Consider the following 15,930-nt stretch of genomic DNA (forward strand, 5'->3'; position numbering starts at 1 on the left):
GTCCTCACCAGTCCCCGAGCCGTGGCTGGCTGCGGTCCTCGGTGGCGACCAGGACGTCGAGCAGCGACTCCTGCAGCCCGGCCCGGACGGCCGCGTGCGCCGGGTCGTCCCACAGGTTGTCCAGCTCCGCCGGGTCGCGCTCCAGGTCGTACAGCTCGCCGGTGCGCGCCCGGGTCGTGGACGGCGCGCCGTGGTAGACGACGATCTTCCACTGGTCCCGCCTGAGCATCGTGGTGTGCACGGGCTCCGCGTACGGATGGCCGCTGTTGCGGTATTCGCACAGGGCCCAGCCCCTGACCGGCGCGTCCCGTTCACCGCGGGCCGGCGGCAGCAGGTCCAGCCCCTGCCCGCGCGGCAGGGGCGGCGCGCCGGCCGCCGCGAGGAACGTGGGCGCCAGGTCGATCCACTGGACCAGCTCCGTCCGTCGCTCACCGGCGGGCAGCCCGGCCGGCCAGCGCATGATGAGCGGGACCCGGACGGCGCACTCGTACATCATCGGGCCCTTCAGCATGAGCTGGTGGTCGCCGAGCATCTCGCCGTGGTCGCTGGTGAAGACGACCAGCGTGTTCTCGGCCAGGCCCGTCTCGTCGAGGGCGGCGAGGATCCGGCCCACCTCGTCGTCCACGAGGCTCACCATCGCGTAGTAGTTGACCTTGACGTCGTGCAGCTCGGACTCGGTGTACTCGACGTAGCCGCGGGCGTGGCCGGCGTAGGAGCGGTGGGACGCCTCGGTGAGCACGGGAGGCTTGCCGGCCAGCTCCTGGTCGCGGGTGACCGGACGCCGCAGAGACCTGCCCCGGTAGGCGTCGGCGTACTCCTTCGGCGCGCCGAATCCGTGGTGCGGGTCGAAGAAGTTGGCCACGAAGAAGAAGGGTTTGCTCGTGTCGCGTGAGCGCCGCAGGTAGTCGATGGTCTCGTCGCCGATCCACCGGCTGTAGTGGAACTCGGTGGGCAGGGCGTCGAAGCCGGTGCCCGAGCCGGCCCGGGCGGCGGAGTCGTACAGATCCGGCCGGACGGCGCGCAGCCACCGGTGGTAGGCGTTCTCGGACGACCCGGGGTAGGGGTCGTGGGCCCAGCGGAACACCCGGAAGCCGTCGTCGAGCCGCGGTTCGAGCCGGCCGTCCGAGCAGGCCCCGCCGACGTGGAACTTCCCGACCAGGCCACAGTCGTAGCCGTGGTCGGCCAGGGTGCGCGAGAACAGCCGCTCGTGCGCGGGCAGGCCGACGCCGTTCGCCCAGGCGCCGTGCGCGTGCACGTAGCGGCCGGTCATGAGGCTGGCGCGGGAGGGGCCGCAGACGGGGCTGTTGACGTAGCAGTTCTCGAACAGCACGCCCTGCTCCGCCAGCCGGTCGAGGTGGGGCGTGTGGATCTCGTCGTTGCCGTACGCGCCCAGCGCGTCGAAGCGCTGCTGGTCGGTGCAGATGAGCAGGATGTTCGGTGCGTTCATGACTCTCAATCCGGGTGAAGCGCGCCGGGGCCGCACGGCTCCGGCGGGGTCGGCGCGTCAGGACTTCAGGACTTCACGGCTCCGGCGACGCCCTCGACGAAGTAGCGCTGGAGGGCGAGGAAGACGAGGAGCAGCGGGATCAGCGAGATGGTGCCCGCGGCGGCCAGGCCGGACCAGTCGGTGGAGTTGGTGCCGCGGAAGGCGAGCATGCCCACCGAGAGCGTGCGCAGGTCCGGGCGGCTGAAGGTGAACACCAGCGGCAGCAGGAAGTTGTTCCAGGCCGCCAGGAAGGTCATCACGCTCACGGTCGCGGTGACCGGGCCGGCCAGGGGCAGCACGACGCGGAAGAACGTGCGCAGGAAGCCCGCGCCGTCCATGATCGCCGCCTCTTCGAGCTCGCGCGGGATGCGGGTGAAGTAGCCGGCGTAGAGCAGGACGGCGGCGACGTGGCCGCCGCCCGCGAGGGCGAGGACGATGCCCGTACGCGAGTTCAGCAGTCCGAGGAGGTCGCTGAGCTCCACCACCGGGATGATGGTGAGACCCCCTGGCGCGAACAACGTCGCCACCAGCACGCCGACGACCACGCGCCTGCCGATGAAGTCGCGGCGGGCGATGACGTAGCCGGCCAGGGCGCAGCGCAGGACGACCAGCACCACCGTGCTCAGGGTGACGAGCACGCTGTTCACCGTGTAGAGCCCGAAGTCGGCGTCCCGCCAGGCCCGCGCGTAGTTCTCGAAGTGCGGCGAGCCGGGGATCAGGCCGAGCCCGCCGGAGAAGACCCCCAGCGAGTCCTTCAGCGAGGCGGAGACGATCCAGAGCAGCGGATAGATCCACACCACGCAGACGACGGCGAGCACGGCCACCTGGGCCCAGATCCCCAGCCGGCGGCGGAGGGCGGAGACGTTCATGAGCTGCTCCTGACGCGGTTCGCGTAGCGGAGGCCGGCGGCCTGGATCGCGGCGAAGACGAGCGTGAAGACCCCGAACAGCACGCCGAGCGCCGCGCCGTAACCGAGCCTGGGCGTGGTGCCGGCGAAGGCCTGCTGGTAGATGTAGACCTCGGTGGTCAGGGTGGAGAAGAACGGCCCGCCGTTCGTCATGGTCAGGACCAGGTCGAAGATCTGCATGGTCTCGATGGCCGTGAGCAGGGCGATGATGATCAGGAACGGCTTGAGCAGCGGCAGCGTCACATGGCGCAGGGCCGCCCAGCCGCCCGCGCCGTCCGTCCGCGCGGCCTCGTAGACCGTGACGGGGATGGTCTGGAGCGCGGCCAGCCAGTAGACGAGGGTGATCCCGAACCACTTCCACATGTGCACGCCCATCACCGTCCACAGGGAGGTGGCGGGGTCTCCCAGGAAGTCGACGGGCTGGCCGACGATCCCGAGGTCGAGCAGCACCTGGTTCACCGGGCCGCCGGCGGGGTCGAAGATGAACCCCATGACCACGCCGATGATCGCCGTCGTCGTCACCACGGGCACGAACAAAGCGGTCCTGAACAGCTTGGCCAGGGGCAGCCGCGGGTTGTTCAGGACGAGCGCGACCAGCAGGCTCAGCCCGACCCGCAGCGGCACGGTCACCGCGATGATCAGCAGGGTGACCCCGAGCGACTTCCAGAACAGCGGGTCGCCGAACGCCTCACGGTAGTTGGCCAGGCCGATGAAGGGCCGCTCGGCGCCGAGCCCGTTCCAGTCGAGCAGGGAGTAGTACAGGCCGGAGAGGATCGGCCAGACCGTGTACATGCCGAACAGCACGACGGTGGGCAGCAGGAAGACGTACGACCAGCGTTCCGACCAGAGTCTGGCGGCGAGCCCCCGGCGGCGGGCCGTCGCCTTTCGTGTCACGGTTCGTGTCATGGCGCTCGTCACTGCCGGTACATCTCCGCCGTGTAGTCCTCGCCGCGCTTCCAGTTCGGGAACGCCCAGTCGTCGAGGCTCACCCGCACCCCCTTGCCCGACACGACCCGCGTGGCGCGCTCCCGCTCGGCGGCGAGCTTGCCGTCGTGCTCGCGCAGCGTCTTGCCGATGTCGGTGATCTCGCCGCTGAGGATGCCCTGGGTGATCTCGCCGAGGGTGGGTCTCTGCTCCTTCATCTCGCTGATCACCTGGGTGACGGCGGGGTTGCGGGAGACGGGACTGGGCGCGAGCCGGACGTTCCGGCCGAACAGCTCGACCGCCCGCTTGTACGTCGGGTGCACGTCCGCCGTGGCCACGGCCTCCAGGTCGAGGGGCACCTGGTCCATGTAGCTCGCCAGCGCCCGGCTGAACTCGGGCCCCGTGCACTGGGCCAGCAGCTCGGAGGCCGCTTCGACGTGCCTGGACTTGCTGGACACGAAGAGCTGGCCCTGCGCGGGAGCTCCGTAGAGGACCGGCTTGCCGTCGGGCGAGGGCACGGGACCGACCCCGACCTTCCCGGCGAACTGCTTGAACTGCCCGTTGACCACGCCGATGTTCCATGACCCGTCGAAGAACATGCCCGCCACCCCGGTCGCCCACCTGGCGCGGGCGGTCCTGGCGTCCAGCGACGTGGACGCGGGGAACACGACCTTGTCGCGGACCAGGGACAGCAGGAACTCCAGCGCCTGGACGAACGGCTCACTGGCGTAGGCGTAGTCGCCGGTGCGCGGGTCCACCAGGCCCATCTCGCCGGCGCCCGGGATCACGGCGAGCGCGGCTCCGGCCGACATGGCCAGCTCGGTGACGTGGGTCTGCATCCGCTCCTGGAACTGCAGCCCCTGGATCCAGCCGTACGCCCGGCCGCCGCCGTCCTTGGTGATCCGGGCGGCGAGGGCGCGGAACTCGTCCCACGTCGCCGGGCCCGCGTCCGGATCGCCGCCCGCCTTCTCGACCAGCTCGCGGTTGAACCAGGTGAGCGTGGCGTACTGGCGGGGGGTGAAGACGGGAAAGGTGTAGAGCTTGCCGTCGAAGACGTGCAATCCTTCGAGCAGGCTGTCGGCGGGGAGTTTCGCCCGGATCGCGTCGGGGTTCGCGAGGGGGGAGAACCAGCCGCCGGCGACCAGGGCCGCCTCCGACGATCCGAGGCCCGCGACCGTGTGCACGTCGGCGATCTGGTTGCTCTTGAACGCCAGTTGCAGCGCCTGGCCCATCTCGCTGGGGTTGTAGACCACGTGCTCCACCCGAGTGCCGGGGTGAGCCTTGCCGTACTCGGCGAACATGCGCTCGTACAGCGGCTTGAGCGGCTGGAAGTGATCCCACCAGCGGATCACGTCGGCGCCGGCCGTGGTGGCGGCCTCCTGCTGCGAGCTGCGGCTGCATCCGGAGACGCCGAGGACGCCCGCCAGGGCGGCGCCGGACAGTCCGAGGAATCGCCGGCGGCCGAGATCGGTCATGGTGGGTCCTCTCCTTCCCGCCGGGATCGAGGCGCGGGAACTGAGACGAGGGGGCGGGATGAGGGGGATGGGGGCATGGCCGGATGCTCCGGACCAGGGCAGATCCGAAGGCGAACGTTCGCCTATGGTGTGCCAGCCCAGGTGACCGCGTCAACCCTTCCGCGTTATGGTGTTCCTCGGTTCGTCCCAGCCAGGATGTGGGAGCATGGCCGCGCGGCAGTGGTGCCGCGCCGGTGATGCGAACGTTCGCCCCTCGGAGGTAAACACCGTGGCCAGTGTCTCGCTCAGGGACGTCGCCGCGCGCGCCAACGTGAGCTTCCAGACGGTGAGCAAGGTGCTCAACGGCAAGGGCGCCGTCACCCCGGCCACCCGGCGGCGCATCATCGAGGCGGCCGAGGAGATCGGCTACATCCCCAACGCGCTGGCCCGCAGCCTGCAGTCACGCAGCTCGCTGACGCTCGGGGTGATCACCGTCGACTTCAGCAACTCGACGCCGGCGCTGTCCCTCGTCGGGATCGAGCGCGAGGCACGGCAGCACGGTCTCAGCGTGATCCTCAGCAGCCTGGATCCCGACGGCTCCGACTGCGTGCGTTACCTGCGCGTGCTGATGGAACGCCGGGTCGACGGCATCATCATGAACGCCCCCGCGACCGAGGAGGACGAGGAGGTCGGGCGGCTGCTGCGCGGCGGGCCGCCCTGCGTCAGCCTGCACGACATCGCCGGCGGCGGGGTCCCGTCCGTCACCATCGAGGCCGAGAACAGCGCGGCGCTCCCGGTCCGCCACCTGCTCGCGCTCGGCCACCGCCGGATCGCCACGGTGACCGGCCTGCTGCGGCGGCACAGCGCCCAGCAGCGCACCGCCGTCTACCGGGAGGTGCTGGCCGGACACGGTCTGGCCCACGATCCGCTCCTGGTCGAGGACGGCGCGTGGGAGGTCGAGGGCGGCTACGCGGCCACGCACCGGCTGCTCGACCGGGCGCCCGACATCACCGCGATCTACGTGCAGAACGACCTCATGGCGGTCGGGGTGCTCAACGCCCTGCACGAGCGGGGGCGGCGGGTGCCTGACGACTGCTCGGTGGTCGGTTGTGACGATCATCCGGTCGCGGCCCGTACGATCCCGCCGCTGACGACCGTGCGCATGCCGTTCTGCGAGGCCGGGGCGGCCGCCGTCCGCCTGCTCCTCGATCGCATCGCGGAGCGGAGCGCGTCGGCGCAGGAGGTCCTGCCCGTCTCCATGGTCTACCGCGCCTCCACCGCCGCGCCGCCGGCCGGTTGACGATCACGCGGCGGGGTCAGGATCCGGACGCCTTGAGTGACGACGGGTAGTCGTCCAGGGTCATGGACTCGTACACGCGCCCGCTCTTGGCGGTGAGGCGGAGCAGGGCGCGCCTGGGGCCCGAGGGCAGGGCGGAGATGAGGCGGATGCCCTGGGCCAGCCCCGAGACGCCGAGGCGGGAGGTGGGGACCAGGGTCTTGGCCGCGCTGAGCGCCGCCGCACGGCTGCCGCGCACGTGCCCGGCCATCGCGCGCTCGTAGGCGGGGAAGGCGCGCTCGTGATCGCCGCCCGCCCGCGCCAGCTCCCCCGCCAGCACGTACGCGCCCACGACGGCCAGGCCGGTGCTGCCTCCGACGGCCGGTCCTGGGCAGTAGCCCGCGTCGCCGACGAGCGTCACCCTCCCCCGCGACCAGGTGTCCATGCGGAGCCGGCTGATCGAGCCGAAGTAGAACGCCGGGGTGCGGCCGACGCCGACGTGCATGAGCATCTCGCCGTCGCGGCCGAAGGCCTCCGGCAGGGGCAGCACCCCGAGATAGGCCCCGATGAAGGCGGAGAAGCGGGACTCCTCGCCGAAGACGAGGCGGCGCACGTCGGAGTGCAGCCCGTCCGCGCCGACGACGAGGTCGAAACGGCGCGGCGGCGCCTGCTCGAACCGCACCTCGCCGTCGGGCGAGATCGCGGTGATCGAGTCGCCGAAGACGTACTCGACGTCGTCGCGCGTGGCGCCGGGGCCCGCTCGACGACGGTGACGGAGCAGCCGTGCCTGGTCAGCCAGTACGCCAGCACGGGGCCGGCGATGCCGGCGCCGGAAATGAGAATCCGCATGAACCTGCCCTCGTCTCTGTGGCTCCACCGGCGGCGTGGCCGGTCGTGGCCGGTCGTGGCCCCCAGTGTCGCCGCCGGTGCGCGGCGGTGGATTGAACGGATGTTCCCTGACCCGTTCGTCACGGTGCCTTGTGCGCGCCGTACGGTCAGGCGGTGTGCTGCTCGATCAGCGCGGCGACCTTGCCTGCCTCCGGTGCGGACGTGGCCTCCAGGAAGGGCAGGGCGCGGCGCCAGGCGGCCACGGCGGCGGGCAGGTCACCCGCGTCGCGGTGCACGTCGCCCAGCAGGCGCAGGGCCAGGCCCTGGCGGCTCGGGGCCTGGATTGCCGCGCACAGCGCGACGACCTCCTCGAGCAGCTCGGCCGCCTCTTCCAGGCGCCGCTGCCGGCGCCACACTTCGGCCTGGGTGAACAGCACGCGGGCCTGCCCCACCTTGTCGCCTATATCGCGATATATGGCCAGAGGCTGTTCCAGAAGACGTTCGGCGTCGGCGACATCCTGCCGGGCGAGCCGCACCTCGGCCAGGCCCAGGGCGGCGTAGCCGACGCCGCTCGGGAAACCGAGCGCGCCGAGCACGGCCAGCGCCTGGCTGAAGTGGCCTTCCGCAGCGGCGGGGTCGCCCTGGGCGAGCACGATCTCCCCCAGTACGATCCTGGTGAACTCACGCGAACGCACGTCGCCGACCTCGTCCGCCATCCGCACCGCCCGCCGGACGAACGTGCCGGCCTGCTCCAGCCGGCCCATGCGGAAGTGGATCCGGCCGATGCCCCGCATGACGGTGATCTCCATGCTCCGGTCGCCGGCCCGCGCCAGGCCCTCGCCGGCCTGTTCGTAGCAGGCCAGCGCGTCGGCGTCGCGCCCTTGGAGCCGGTGCAGCTCGGCCTGGTTGACCAGGGCCAGGGCGTGGCCGTGCCGGTCGCCGGCCTTGTCGAACAGCTCCAGGGCCTCCTCAAGGGCCGGGCCGCAGCCGGTCCGGTCGTCGAGGGCGAAACACAGCCGGGCGAGCCCGTGCAGCATGGCCGCCTGCCCGCGCAGGTCGCCCGACACGCGGGCTCTGCGTAGCGCGGTCTCATGCGTGGTGCGCCATTCGTTGTGGAAGCTTCTGGTCTGGAACAGGTCCATCGTGCTGGTGGCCAGGTCCCAGCAGAGCTCGTCGAACCCCAGCGCCGCGCACTGGCGCACGCTCTCCACGACGCCGGCGGCCTCGGCCTCGATCCAGGCCAGCGGGTCGGCCACCACGCGCTCTGCGGCCTTCGCGTCGAGCCGCCAGACGATCCCGTCGCCGTGGACGATCCGGTAGTCACCGCCGCACAGCCGCCGGTGTGCTCGCCTGGCCAGGTCGAGCCAGCCGCTGAAGGCCCGTTCGAGAGCGGCGGAACGTGCGCCGTCCGTCTCGTCGGCCTCGGCCCGCTCCCGCGCGTACGCCCGGATCAGGTCGTGGAACCGGAACCGCACCTGCCCGCCGGGCCCGTGGCCCGCCACCTCCAGAAGACGGACGTCGGCGAGCTGTTCCATCAGCTGCTCGGCCTCCGGCTCGGACGTGTCGAGCAGCGCGGCGCCGGCCCAGATCGCGAAGTCGGGCGCCTCCAGCAGGCCCAGCCGGCGGAACATCCGCTGGGCCTGGGACGGCAGGCTCTGGTAGCCGATGGCGATGCTGGCCCGGACCTCGCGCGAGCCGTGGGAGAGCTGGCCGAGCCGGCCGCGCGTGTCGCTCAGGCGGGTGATCAGGTGGCCCAGGTCCCAGTGGGGGCGCGCGGCGAGCTTGGCGCCGGCGATGCGCACGGCCAGCGGCAGCTCGCCGCAGAGCCGGACCAGGGTGCGGGCCTCGGAGGGCGTGTCGACGACCTTCTCGGCGCCGATGATGTTCCCCAGCAGCTCGACCGCGTCCGCGACGGGCATGACGTCCAGGTCGATGCGCCGGGTCGCGGGGAGCATGGCCAGCCGCTGCCTGCTGGTGATCAGTACGGCGCAGCCGCGCGTGCCCGGGATGAGCGGGCGTACCTGGGCCTCGTCCGCCGCGTTGTCGAGCACCATGAGGTAGCGCCGGTCGGCGAGGCTCTCGCGGTAGAGCTCGACGCGCTGGTCGAGGTCGGCCGGCAGCCGGGAGCTGTCCAGGCCCAGGGCGCGCAGGAACCGGCCCAGCGCCTCGGCCGCGTCGAGTGGATGCCGCTCGCACCCGCGCAGGTCGATGTAGAGCTGGCCGTCGGGGAACTCGTGCCTGAGCTGATGCGCGACGCGCACGGCCAGCGTGGTCTTGCCCACGCCGCCCTGGCCGGAGATGGCGCTGACGGGCACGGCCGTGCCGGCGGACGTGCCGTGCGCCGAGAGCAGGTTCCGCGTGACCGCGGCCACCTCGTCGCGCCGGCCCACGAAGTCGGCGTGGTCGGGCGGGAGCTGGCAGACCGTGGTGCGCGGTCCCGGCTCGGCCGCGCTCCGCTCGTCGGCCAGGGTGACGGCGTGCAGGCGCCTCAGGTCGAGGCCGGGTTCCGCGCCCCGCTCGGCGACGAGGTGCGTGCGTGCCCGCTCGTAGCTCTCCAGTGCGCGATGGCGCTGGCCGGCCCGTACGTACGCGAGCATGAGCAGGTGCCAGGCCCGCTCGCGCAGGGGCTGCTCGGCGACGAACGACCGCAGGTCGCCGATCACCTCCGCGGGCGAGCCGGCCCCCAGCCTGGCCTCCGCTGCGTCCAGGCGCGTCTCGGCCAGCCGTTCCTCCAGCTCCGCCACCCGTTCGCGCATCCAGTCGTGCACCTGGACGCCCTCAGCCGGACGCCCCCGCCACAACGCCAGCGCCCCCTGGAACCCTCGTGCCGCGGCGACGAGGTCGCCCCGCCGCGCGTCGGCCCGCGCCCGGCGCACCTCCCGGTCGAAGACCAGCAGGTCGACGTCGTTCTCGTCCGCCTCAAGCAGATATCCGGAGCCCCTGGTGAACAGGCGGACATCGGACCCGAGCGCCTTCCTGATGCGGGCGACGTGGGTCTGCAGGTTGGAGACGGCGGAGGGCGGAGCCGTCTCCCACAGCGCGGCGATCAGCCGGTCCCTGGAGACGGGCGCGTTGACGTTGAGGAGAAGCATCGTCAGGAGCGCGTGCTCCTTGCCCTTGAGCGCGATCTCCCGCCCGTCCGCCGCGCGCACCTGGACGGGGCCCAGAATGCCGAACGTCGCTCCAGCCATGGCCCGTGCCTCCACTGAGTGGATGTGTGGCTCCCCCAACAGAGTTCGATCACTAGTAGCGCGCGGTCATGGCGGCCGTCAAGGCCCGGGGTCAGGTGCCGTCGCACACCACCGTGAACGTCCTGCCCGAGGGCCCTGAAGGTGCCTCTGAACGGCGGCGAGCCGGTTTGTCGGTGCGTTGATCTACCGTCCCGGCCATGACCTCATCGACGCAGGCGTACACGTACGCCGCGCCCTCCTCTCTCGTCGACGGCCGGCTCGGGCTGGCGACCTCCGGCGGGCGGGCCCTGTCCGGCCCTGCCGTGGCGCCCCGGTTCTTCAGCGGCGTGGTGACCCAGGCCGCTCCCGCCGCGGCGGCCCTGCTCGGCGTCGCCGACGTGGCGCTGGCGCGCTACCACCAGCCGCAGTCGCGGCCCGGCTGGGTGCGCGACCCCGTGGTGACGTGCAACGGCGACCGGCTCCGGTTCGAGTCGTTCTCGGCCTGCGGCGGCGTCTACGCCCGGCTCGACCTGCTGAGCGGCGCGCTCGACGGCGAGGTGTTCGACCGGGGCACCACCAACGTCGACGTCAACGCGCCGCTGCGCGAGGCGCTGGCCCGCATCGGCGCGCGTGACCCGCTGCACCTGGGGGTGGGCCTCGACGAGCTGGTCGTGACCACGATGGACGGCGCGGTGGTGGAGAAGAAGGTGCCGCTGCCCGAGCGCTGGCTGCGCGGCTTCGCCGAGGTGCAGGTCATCGCCTCCGGCATGGACCAGCGCGGCGAGCTGGCCGGCATGGCGGCGGTGCGGTTCCTGCGCGGGCTGCCCAGGAAGGGCACGGTGTGGGTGGCGCAGGCGGGGCGCGAGCTGAAGGTCTCGCCCAGGCAGATCCCCGGCTCGGTCCAGCTCGCCGGTCCCAACCGGCTGGCCACGCTGCTGCCGCTGTTGCGCTTCGCGAAGTCCCTGCGGGTGTACGGGCCCGCCGACGCCGCTTCCAGCGCCTGGGAGCTGGAGCTGCCCGGCATGCGTTACACGCTGGCCCTCTCGCCCGAGCGCTGGCGCGGCTTCTCCGGCGAGGGCGCGGTGCTCGACGACCTGGCCACCGACGAGGCGGAAAACGACGCCGACGTGGTGGGCATGCTGCTCAACTTCGAGCCCGAGGTCGAGATCGGGCTGCTGGCCGACCGCGCTGGCCTGCCCGCCGACCGGGTGCGGGCGGCGCTGACCCAGCTCGGCGTGGCCGGCCGGGTCGGCTACGACCTGTCGGAGGCCGCCCACTTCCACCGCGAGCTGCCGTACGACAAGGACGATGTGAGCCTGTTCAACCCGCGGCTGGCCAAGGCGCGCAAGCTCGTCGAGGCGGGCGCGGTGCACCTCAGAGGCGAGTCGGCCACCGTCCGGACCTCGGGCGGCACCCGCCAGGTCTCCCTGGCCGACGGCTCCTGCACCTGCGAGTGGTGGTGGGACCATCGCGGCTCGCGCGGGCCGTGCAAGCACGTGCTGGCCGCCCGGATCGTCGCCCGCGCCGCCGTGGAGGTCTCCCGATGACCCTCTGGACGGAGATCCGCGACCTGGTCGCCGGTAACCAGGTCATCCGCCTGACCGACCGGCTGGTCACGCTCACCGACGCCGAACGCGCCGAGCTGGGCGGGCGCTTACCCGGCCTGGTCAAGGAGCTGCGCCGCGCCCACACCGAGCGGCTGCGCGCCGAATACCCCGACGACTTCGACGAGCCGTCCTCCTGGGAGATCGGCGACGCGCTCGACACGGCGGCCCAAGCGCTGCTGCTGACCGGTGTCGGTGTCATCGGCGGCCCGGCCGCCGCGGTGACCTGGATGACCAGCCGCGACGTCAACCGCCGCTGGGGCGGCGCCATCGACGTCGCCCAGGTGCTTCTACCGGCCTGGCCGCTACCTCGACGACGACGCCCCACTGCGTGCCTTCTTCATCACCTGGACCAGCGACGACGGCCCACGTCATGCGGTGGCCCGCGAGGGCGGGCGGCAGTCCCCTTCTCCGGCGGCCGGATCCACCTGGGGCCCTCCCCAGCGACGCCGACTCCATCGACAGTGACACCGACACCGACACCGACACCGACACCGACACCGACACCGACACCGACTTCAGAGATACCGACTCCACCGGCACCGAGCAGCCGCCGGAGGACGACGATGACCTCCAGGGCGGCCCGCGTCCGGATCGTCCGGCGGGGCCCCGCGCCCTTTACGACGGCTCCGCGAAGGCCATGCCGTCCCGCGTCCTGGACAACGCTTATACGCGGATGGCCGAGCTCGGCGTCGACCCCGCCAGGATCGGGGCGATGCGGGCCGGCGACCCGGTGCCTCCGCCGGGCGCGGACGAGCCGCTCGTGCAGGTGACCGTGGTCTTCGTCCCGCCCCGGCTGCGTTCGTTCATGCCCGAGCCGCTGCCAGAGCACGAGGAGTGGCGGCGGCGCCATCATCTGCCCCCTTCCAACCGCGCCACCCCGCCGCACGACTTCCTGCTCCACTGCTACGCCGAGCTCCTCGCGGCCCTCCACGACGGTGCCCTGCCGCCGGTGCTGCTGGCCACGCCGACCTGGATGAGCGGCCATATCGACCCCGACGTGCTGGTCGACCGGCTGGAGACCTGCGCCGCCGCCGGTGTCGAGCCGGTCCCGTCCGACCTGGCGCAGGCGCTGCTGCGGTTGCCCAGGGGCCGCCACCAGGCCGCGGCCGACCGGGCGGCCAAGGTCGACTCGGAGGCGGCGCGCTCGGCCGCCCGCTGGCTCGCCGGTGACGGCCTGGCCGACCCCGAGTGCGGCCTGGTGTGGCGTCACATGGTCGGCGCGACCATGGTCGAGCTCGGCGACGCGGAGCCGGACCACTTCACCGAGGTCAGGCTGCAGCCCGTGCTGCGGGTGACGGCCCCGACCGGCCACCGGCTGATCGACGAGGTGCTGCTGCGCGAGCCGTCCGAATGGATGTTCGGCCAGTGCGCCAGCACGATCGGGGCCTGGCCCGCCATCCTGCCCTCGCATCGCGAGATCGTGGCCGTCAACCTGCTGCCCTATCTGCTGCGCGGCCACTGGGGCACGTGGGCGGCTCCGGCGGAGATCGCCGACCTGGAGATCGCCCAGGGCCCGCTCGGCGAGGCCACCGCGGTGATCCTCGCCTTCCTCCTCGTCGGCGGTGTGCCGGACATGATCCCACTGATCCTGCGCATGGCCGCCAAGGGCGAGCTGCCCGCCGAGGCGATGGGCCGCCAGCTCGCGCTGGTGCTGCGCCGCACCTGGCTGCAGCCCCGTCCCGCCATCGCGGCCCTGACCGAGCTGGCCGACGCCGGCGGCCACCATGAGGTCTGGCGCATCCTGCGCGTCCTGCTGCCCGAGCTGCTGCCGCGCGAGAAGCAGCGCGCCAGCGTGACCCTCACCGAACTCGTCGCCTTCGCCGCCGACGTGGCCGGCTGGACCGGCGCGCGCGGGGAGATCCCGGCCGTGGCCGCGTTCACGGGAAGCCGTCGCACGAGCCGCTTCGCCCACGAGTGCCGCCGCCTGCACGCCCAGCTCACGGGGGCCGCGTCATGACCGTTGACGGCGTTCGTATGCACGCCCGGCTCACGGAGGTCGCATCATGACCGTCGACGCCATCCGTACAGAGATCAGGGCTCTCGTGTTCGGCCACGACGCCGAGGGGCTGGCCCGGCGATTACCCGGCTCACCGACGCCGAGCGGGCCGCCGTCGCCGCCCCCTAGCGTCCTGGGGGCGGGGTCGCGGTTTCCTGGTCCGTGCCCGGTCTGGTCAGGGTCCAGCTCGCCAGCAGGTTGAGGGCCTCGCGGGACGCCGTCCCCGGCTCGGTGGTGTAGACGAACATGGTCTGGTCGTTGTCGCCCGGCATGGTGAAGGTCTCGAACTCCACGGTCAGCTCACCGACGACGGGATGACGCAGGGTCTTGCTGCCGAACGTGCGCTGGTAGACACCATGCGCGTCCCACCAGGCGCGGAACTCCCCGCTGTGCTCCGACAGGGTCGCCAGCAGGTCGCGGGCGAGCGGGTCGTCGGGGTTGGCGGCCAGGTCGAGGCGGAGGCTCTCCACGCAGGTGCGGGCGTGCTCCGCCCAGTCGACGAACAGGTCTCGCGCGGCCGGGTCGAGGAACATCCAGCGCGAGTAGTTCCGCTTCCTGGGCGGCATCGCGTCGAAGTCGGTGAACAGCGCCCGGGCCAGCCGGTTGGCGGCGAGCACGTCCGTCCGCCTGCCCAGGATGAGCACCGGGTTGCCGTCGAGGCTGTCGAGCAGCTGGTAGAGCCCAGGCCGCACCCGCTGGACGCTCGGCGCGCGCCGGCGCGTGGTGCGCGTCGTCGCGCCGACCAGCTCGCGCAGGTACGTCCGGCCGGCGTCGTCGAGGTCGAGCGCGTTCGCGACGGCGTCGAGCACCTGGTCCGACGGCGTGATGCGGCGCCCCTGCTCCAGCCGCGTGTAGTAGTCGGTGGACACGCCGGCCAGCAGCGCGACCTCCTCGCGGCGCAGTCCTGGGACGCGCCGGATCCGGTCGTCGGGCGGCAGCCCGGCCCGCGCCGGATCCACCTTGCTCCGGGCACGACGCAGGAAGTCGGCCAGCTCACGGTTGACGCTCATACCTCCATGGTGCCAAGCGGGCCGCCGTCGTGCCTGGGTCTGGGAGTCCTAGGTCGCGCAGGGCCGATGGTGACCCTCATGAGGGCCTTTGACGAGAGAAAACTGATGAATGTCAACACGACAGAGCAGCGAGGTACATCATGACCAAGATTCGTTCCGCCCAGGTGACCGAGGTCGGAGGCGGCTTCACCTTCGTCGAGGCGGACCTGCCCGGGCCGGGGCGCGGCGAGGTCCGCGTCAAGGTCGAAGCCGTCGGCGTCTGCCACACCGACCACTACTTCGTCAACGGCGGCTACCCCGTGGAGTGGCCGGCCGTGTTCGGCCACGAGATCGCCGGCCGCATCGACGCCCTCGGTGCGGGCGTGACCGGCTGGAGGGTCGGCGACCGCGTCGAGGTCGGCTGGTTCGGCGGTAACTGCGGGTCCTGCGACGCCTGCCGCGCGGGCGACTTCATCCACTGCGCCCAGGTCAAGGTGCCGGGCTGGCACTACGCCGGCGGATACGCCGACGCCACCATCGTCCCGGCCACGGCGCTGGCCCGGATCCCCGAAGGGTTCTCGGCGGTCGACGCCGCGCCCATGGGCTGCGCGGGCGTCGCGACCTTCAACTCACTGCGCCGCAGCTCCGCCCGTCCCGGCGACCTGGTCGCGGTGCTCGGCATCGGCGGGCTCGGCCACCTGGGCATCCAGTTCGCCGCGAAGATGGGCTTCGAGGTGGTGGCGATCTCGCGCGGCACCGAGAAGGCCGACCTGGCCAAGCGGCTCGGCGCGCACCACTACATCGACTCCACGGCGAACGATCCCGCCCAGGCGCTGCAGGCTCTCGGCGGTGCGCAGGTCGTGCTCGCCACGGCCATGAGCTCCGCCGCGATGAGCGGGGCGATCGACGGGCTGAAGTACAACGGCGAACTGCTCGTGGTCGGCGCCACGCCCGAGCCGATCGAGGTCAGCCCGTTCCAGATCCTGCCGAGCACGAAGTCGGTGCACGGCCACCCGTCGGGGACCGCCAAGGACGTGGAGGACACCCTGCGCTTCGCCGCGCTGACCGGCGTGCGGCCCATCACCGAGGAGCGTCCGCTGGAGCAGATCAACGAGGCGTACCAGCGCGTCGTGGACAACCAGGCCCGCTACCGCGTGGTGCTCACCACGGGAAACTGACCCGTGAGCACCGGGTCGGTTACCGCCTGGTGCTCACCACGGGCAACCGGCCCGAGCCGACCGAGCCCGTTGCCGCTCGGCGCTCACCGCCGGGGACCGGCCCGAACGCACCGGA

At 72.3% G+C, this 15,930-nt stretch carries 12 protein-coding genes; 4 read left to right on the forward strand and 8 right to left on the reverse strand.

The features are described from left to right. Positions 1-4 precede the first annotated feature (4 nt). The 4 genes from ABFX54_RS21685 to ABFX54_RS21700 form a co-directional block, all read right to left on the reverse strand. Entirely contained in the window at positions 5-1,447 is a 1,443-nt protein-coding gene (locus ABFX54_RS21685; protein ID WP_346107428.1) for a sulfatase family protein, read from the reverse strand. Between the two features lie 65 nt (positions 1,448-1,512). After that, positions 1,513-2,355, reverse strand: a complete 843-nt coding sequence (locus ABFX54_RS21690; protein WP_346107430.1) for a carbohydrate ABC transporter permease — start codon at positions 2,353-2,355, stop codon at positions 1,513-1,515. Continuing rightward, positions 2,352-3,287, reverse strand: coding sequence for a carbohydrate ABC transporter permease (locus ABFX54_RS21695; protein WP_346107431.1), 936 nt, complete (start codon positions 3,285-3,287; stop codon positions 2,352-2,354). Before ABFX54_RS21695 ends, ABFX54_RS21690 begins: the two co-directional genes overlap by 4 nt. Positions 3,288-3,307: 20 nt before the next feature. Continuing rightward, entirely contained in the window at positions 3,308-4,792 is a 1,485-nt protein-coding gene (locus ABFX54_RS21700; RefSeq protein ID WP_346107433.1) for an ABC transporter substrate-binding protein, read from the reverse strand. A gap of 268 nt (positions 4,793-5,060) precedes the next feature. Between ABFX54_RS21700 and ABFX54_RS21705 the strand changes: the two genes are divergently transcribed. After that, a complete protein-coding gene (locus ABFX54_RS21705; RefSeq protein WP_346107435.1) occupies positions 5,061-6,071 on the forward strand; it encodes a LacI family DNA-binding transcriptional regulator in 1,011 nt (336 codons plus the stop codon). Positions 6,072-6,087: 16 nt separating this feature from the next. On the opposite strand, the gene ABFX54_RS56975 is transcribed toward ABFX54_RS21705, so the two are convergent. From ABFX54_RS56975 to ABFX54_RS21720, 3 genes are all read right to left on the reverse strand, one after another. Next, positions 6,088-6,492: a Rossmann-fold NAD(P)-binding domain-containing protein gene (locus ABFX54_RS56975; protein WP_428834546.1), complete on the reverse strand. Its 405-nt coding sequence runs from the start codon at positions 6,490-6,492 to the stop codon at positions 6,088-6,090. Next, positions 6,465-6,896, reverse strand: coding sequence for an FAD-dependent oxidoreductase (locus ABFX54_RS56980; RefSeq protein ID WP_428834547.1), 432 nt, complete (start codon positions 6,894-6,896; stop codon positions 6,465-6,467). The genes ABFX54_RS56975 and ABFX54_RS56980 overlap by 28 nt, the downstream gene beginning before the upstream one ends. A gap of 146 nt (positions 6,897-7,042) precedes the next feature. Continuing rightward, entirely contained in the window at positions 7,043-10,066 is a 3,024-nt protein-coding gene (locus tag ABFX54_RS21720; RefSeq protein ID WP_346107437.1) for an AfsR/SARP family transcriptional regulator, read from the reverse strand. A gap of 197 nt (positions 10,067-10,263) precedes the next feature. Here ABFX54_RS21720 and ABFX54_RS21725 point away from each other — a divergent pair, with 197 nt between their 5' ends. Both ABFX54_RS21725 and ABFX54_RS21730 read left to right on the forward strand, forming a co-directional pair. Continuing rightward, positions 10,264-11,592: an SWIM zinc finger family protein gene (locus tag ABFX54_RS21725; RefSeq protein ID WP_346107439.1), complete on the forward strand. Its 1,329-nt coding sequence runs from the start codon at positions 10,264-10,266 to the stop codon at positions 11,590-11,592. A 430-nt stretch (positions 11,593-12,022) separates the two neighbouring features. Beyond that, the gene (locus ABFX54_RS21730; protein WP_346107441.1) at positions 12,023-13,609 is read left to right on the forward strand and encodes a DUF7824 domain-containing protein; all 1,587 of its coding nucleotides are present in this window, start codon (positions 12,023-12,025) and stop codon (positions 13,607-13,609) included. 164 nt (positions 13,610-13,773) lie between these two features. On the opposite strand, the gene ABFX54_RS21735 is transcribed toward ABFX54_RS21730, so the two are convergent. Next, positions 13,774-14,658, reverse strand: a complete 885-nt coding sequence (locus tag ABFX54_RS21735) for a helix-turn-helix domain-containing protein (RefSeq protein ID WP_346107443.1) — start codon at positions 14,656-14,658, stop codon at positions 13,774-13,776. 140 nt (positions 14,659-14,798) lie between these two features. Here ABFX54_RS21735 and ABFX54_RS21740 point away from each other — a divergent pair, with 140 nt between their 5' ends. Next, on the forward strand, positions 14,799-15,815 hold the full coding sequence (locus ABFX54_RS21740; protein ID WP_346107444.1) for an alcohol dehydrogenase: 1,017 nt from the start codon (positions 14,799-14,801) through the stop codon (positions 15,813-15,815). Positions 15,816-15,930: the final 115 nt, after the last annotated feature.

The organism is Nonomuraea maheshkhaliensis (genome assembly GCF_039529435.1).
In the GTDB taxonomy this organism is placed as follows: Bacteria; Actinomycetota; Actinomycetes; order Streptosporangiales; family Streptosporangiaceae; genus Nonomuraea; species Nonomuraea maheshkhaliensis.

Bases quoted from the DNA above. Each gene is read 5' to 3' on its own strand.
- ABFX54_RS21685 (WP_346107428.1), bottom strand. From the start codon at position 1,447: ATGAACGCACCGAACATCCTGCTCATCTGCACCGACCAGCAGCGCTTC.
- ABFX54_RS21690 (WP_346107430.1), bottom strand. From the start codon at position 2,355: ATGAACGTCTCCGCCCTCCGCCGCCGGCTGGGGATCTGGGCCCAGGTG.
- ABFX54_RS21700 (WP_346107433.1), bottom strand. From the start codon at position 4,792: ATGACCGATCTCGGCCGCCGGCGATTCCTCGGACTGTCCGGCGCCGCC.
- ABFX54_RS56975 (WP_428834546.1), bottom strand. From the start codon at position 6,492: ATGGACACCTGGTCGCGGGGGAGGGTGACGCTCGTCGGCGACGCGGGC.
- ABFX54_RS56980 (WP_428834547.1), bottom strand. From the start codon at position 6,896: ATGCGGATTCTCATTTCCGGCGCCGGCATCGCCGGCCCCGTGCTGGCG.
- ABFX54_RS21720 (WP_346107437.1), bottom strand. From the start codon at position 10,066: ATGGCTGGAGCGACGTTCGGCATTCTGGGCCCCGTCCAGGTGCGCGCG.
- ABFX54_RS21725 (WP_346107439.1), top strand. From the start codon at position 10,264: ATGACCTCATCGACGCAGGCGTACACGTACGCCGCGCCCTCCTCTCTC.
- ABFX54_RS21730 (WP_346107441.1), top strand. From the start codon at position 12,023: ATGCGGTGGCCCGCGAGGGCGGGCGGCAGTCCCCTTCTCCGGCGGCCG.
- ABFX54_RS21735 (WP_346107443.1), bottom strand. From the start codon at position 14,658: ATGAGCGTCAACCGTGAGCTGGCCGACTTCCTGCGTCGTGCCCGGAGC.
- ABFX54_RS21740 (WP_346107444.1), top strand. From the start codon at position 14,799: ATGACCAAGATTCGTTCCGCCCAGGTGACCGAGGTCGGAGGCGGCTTC.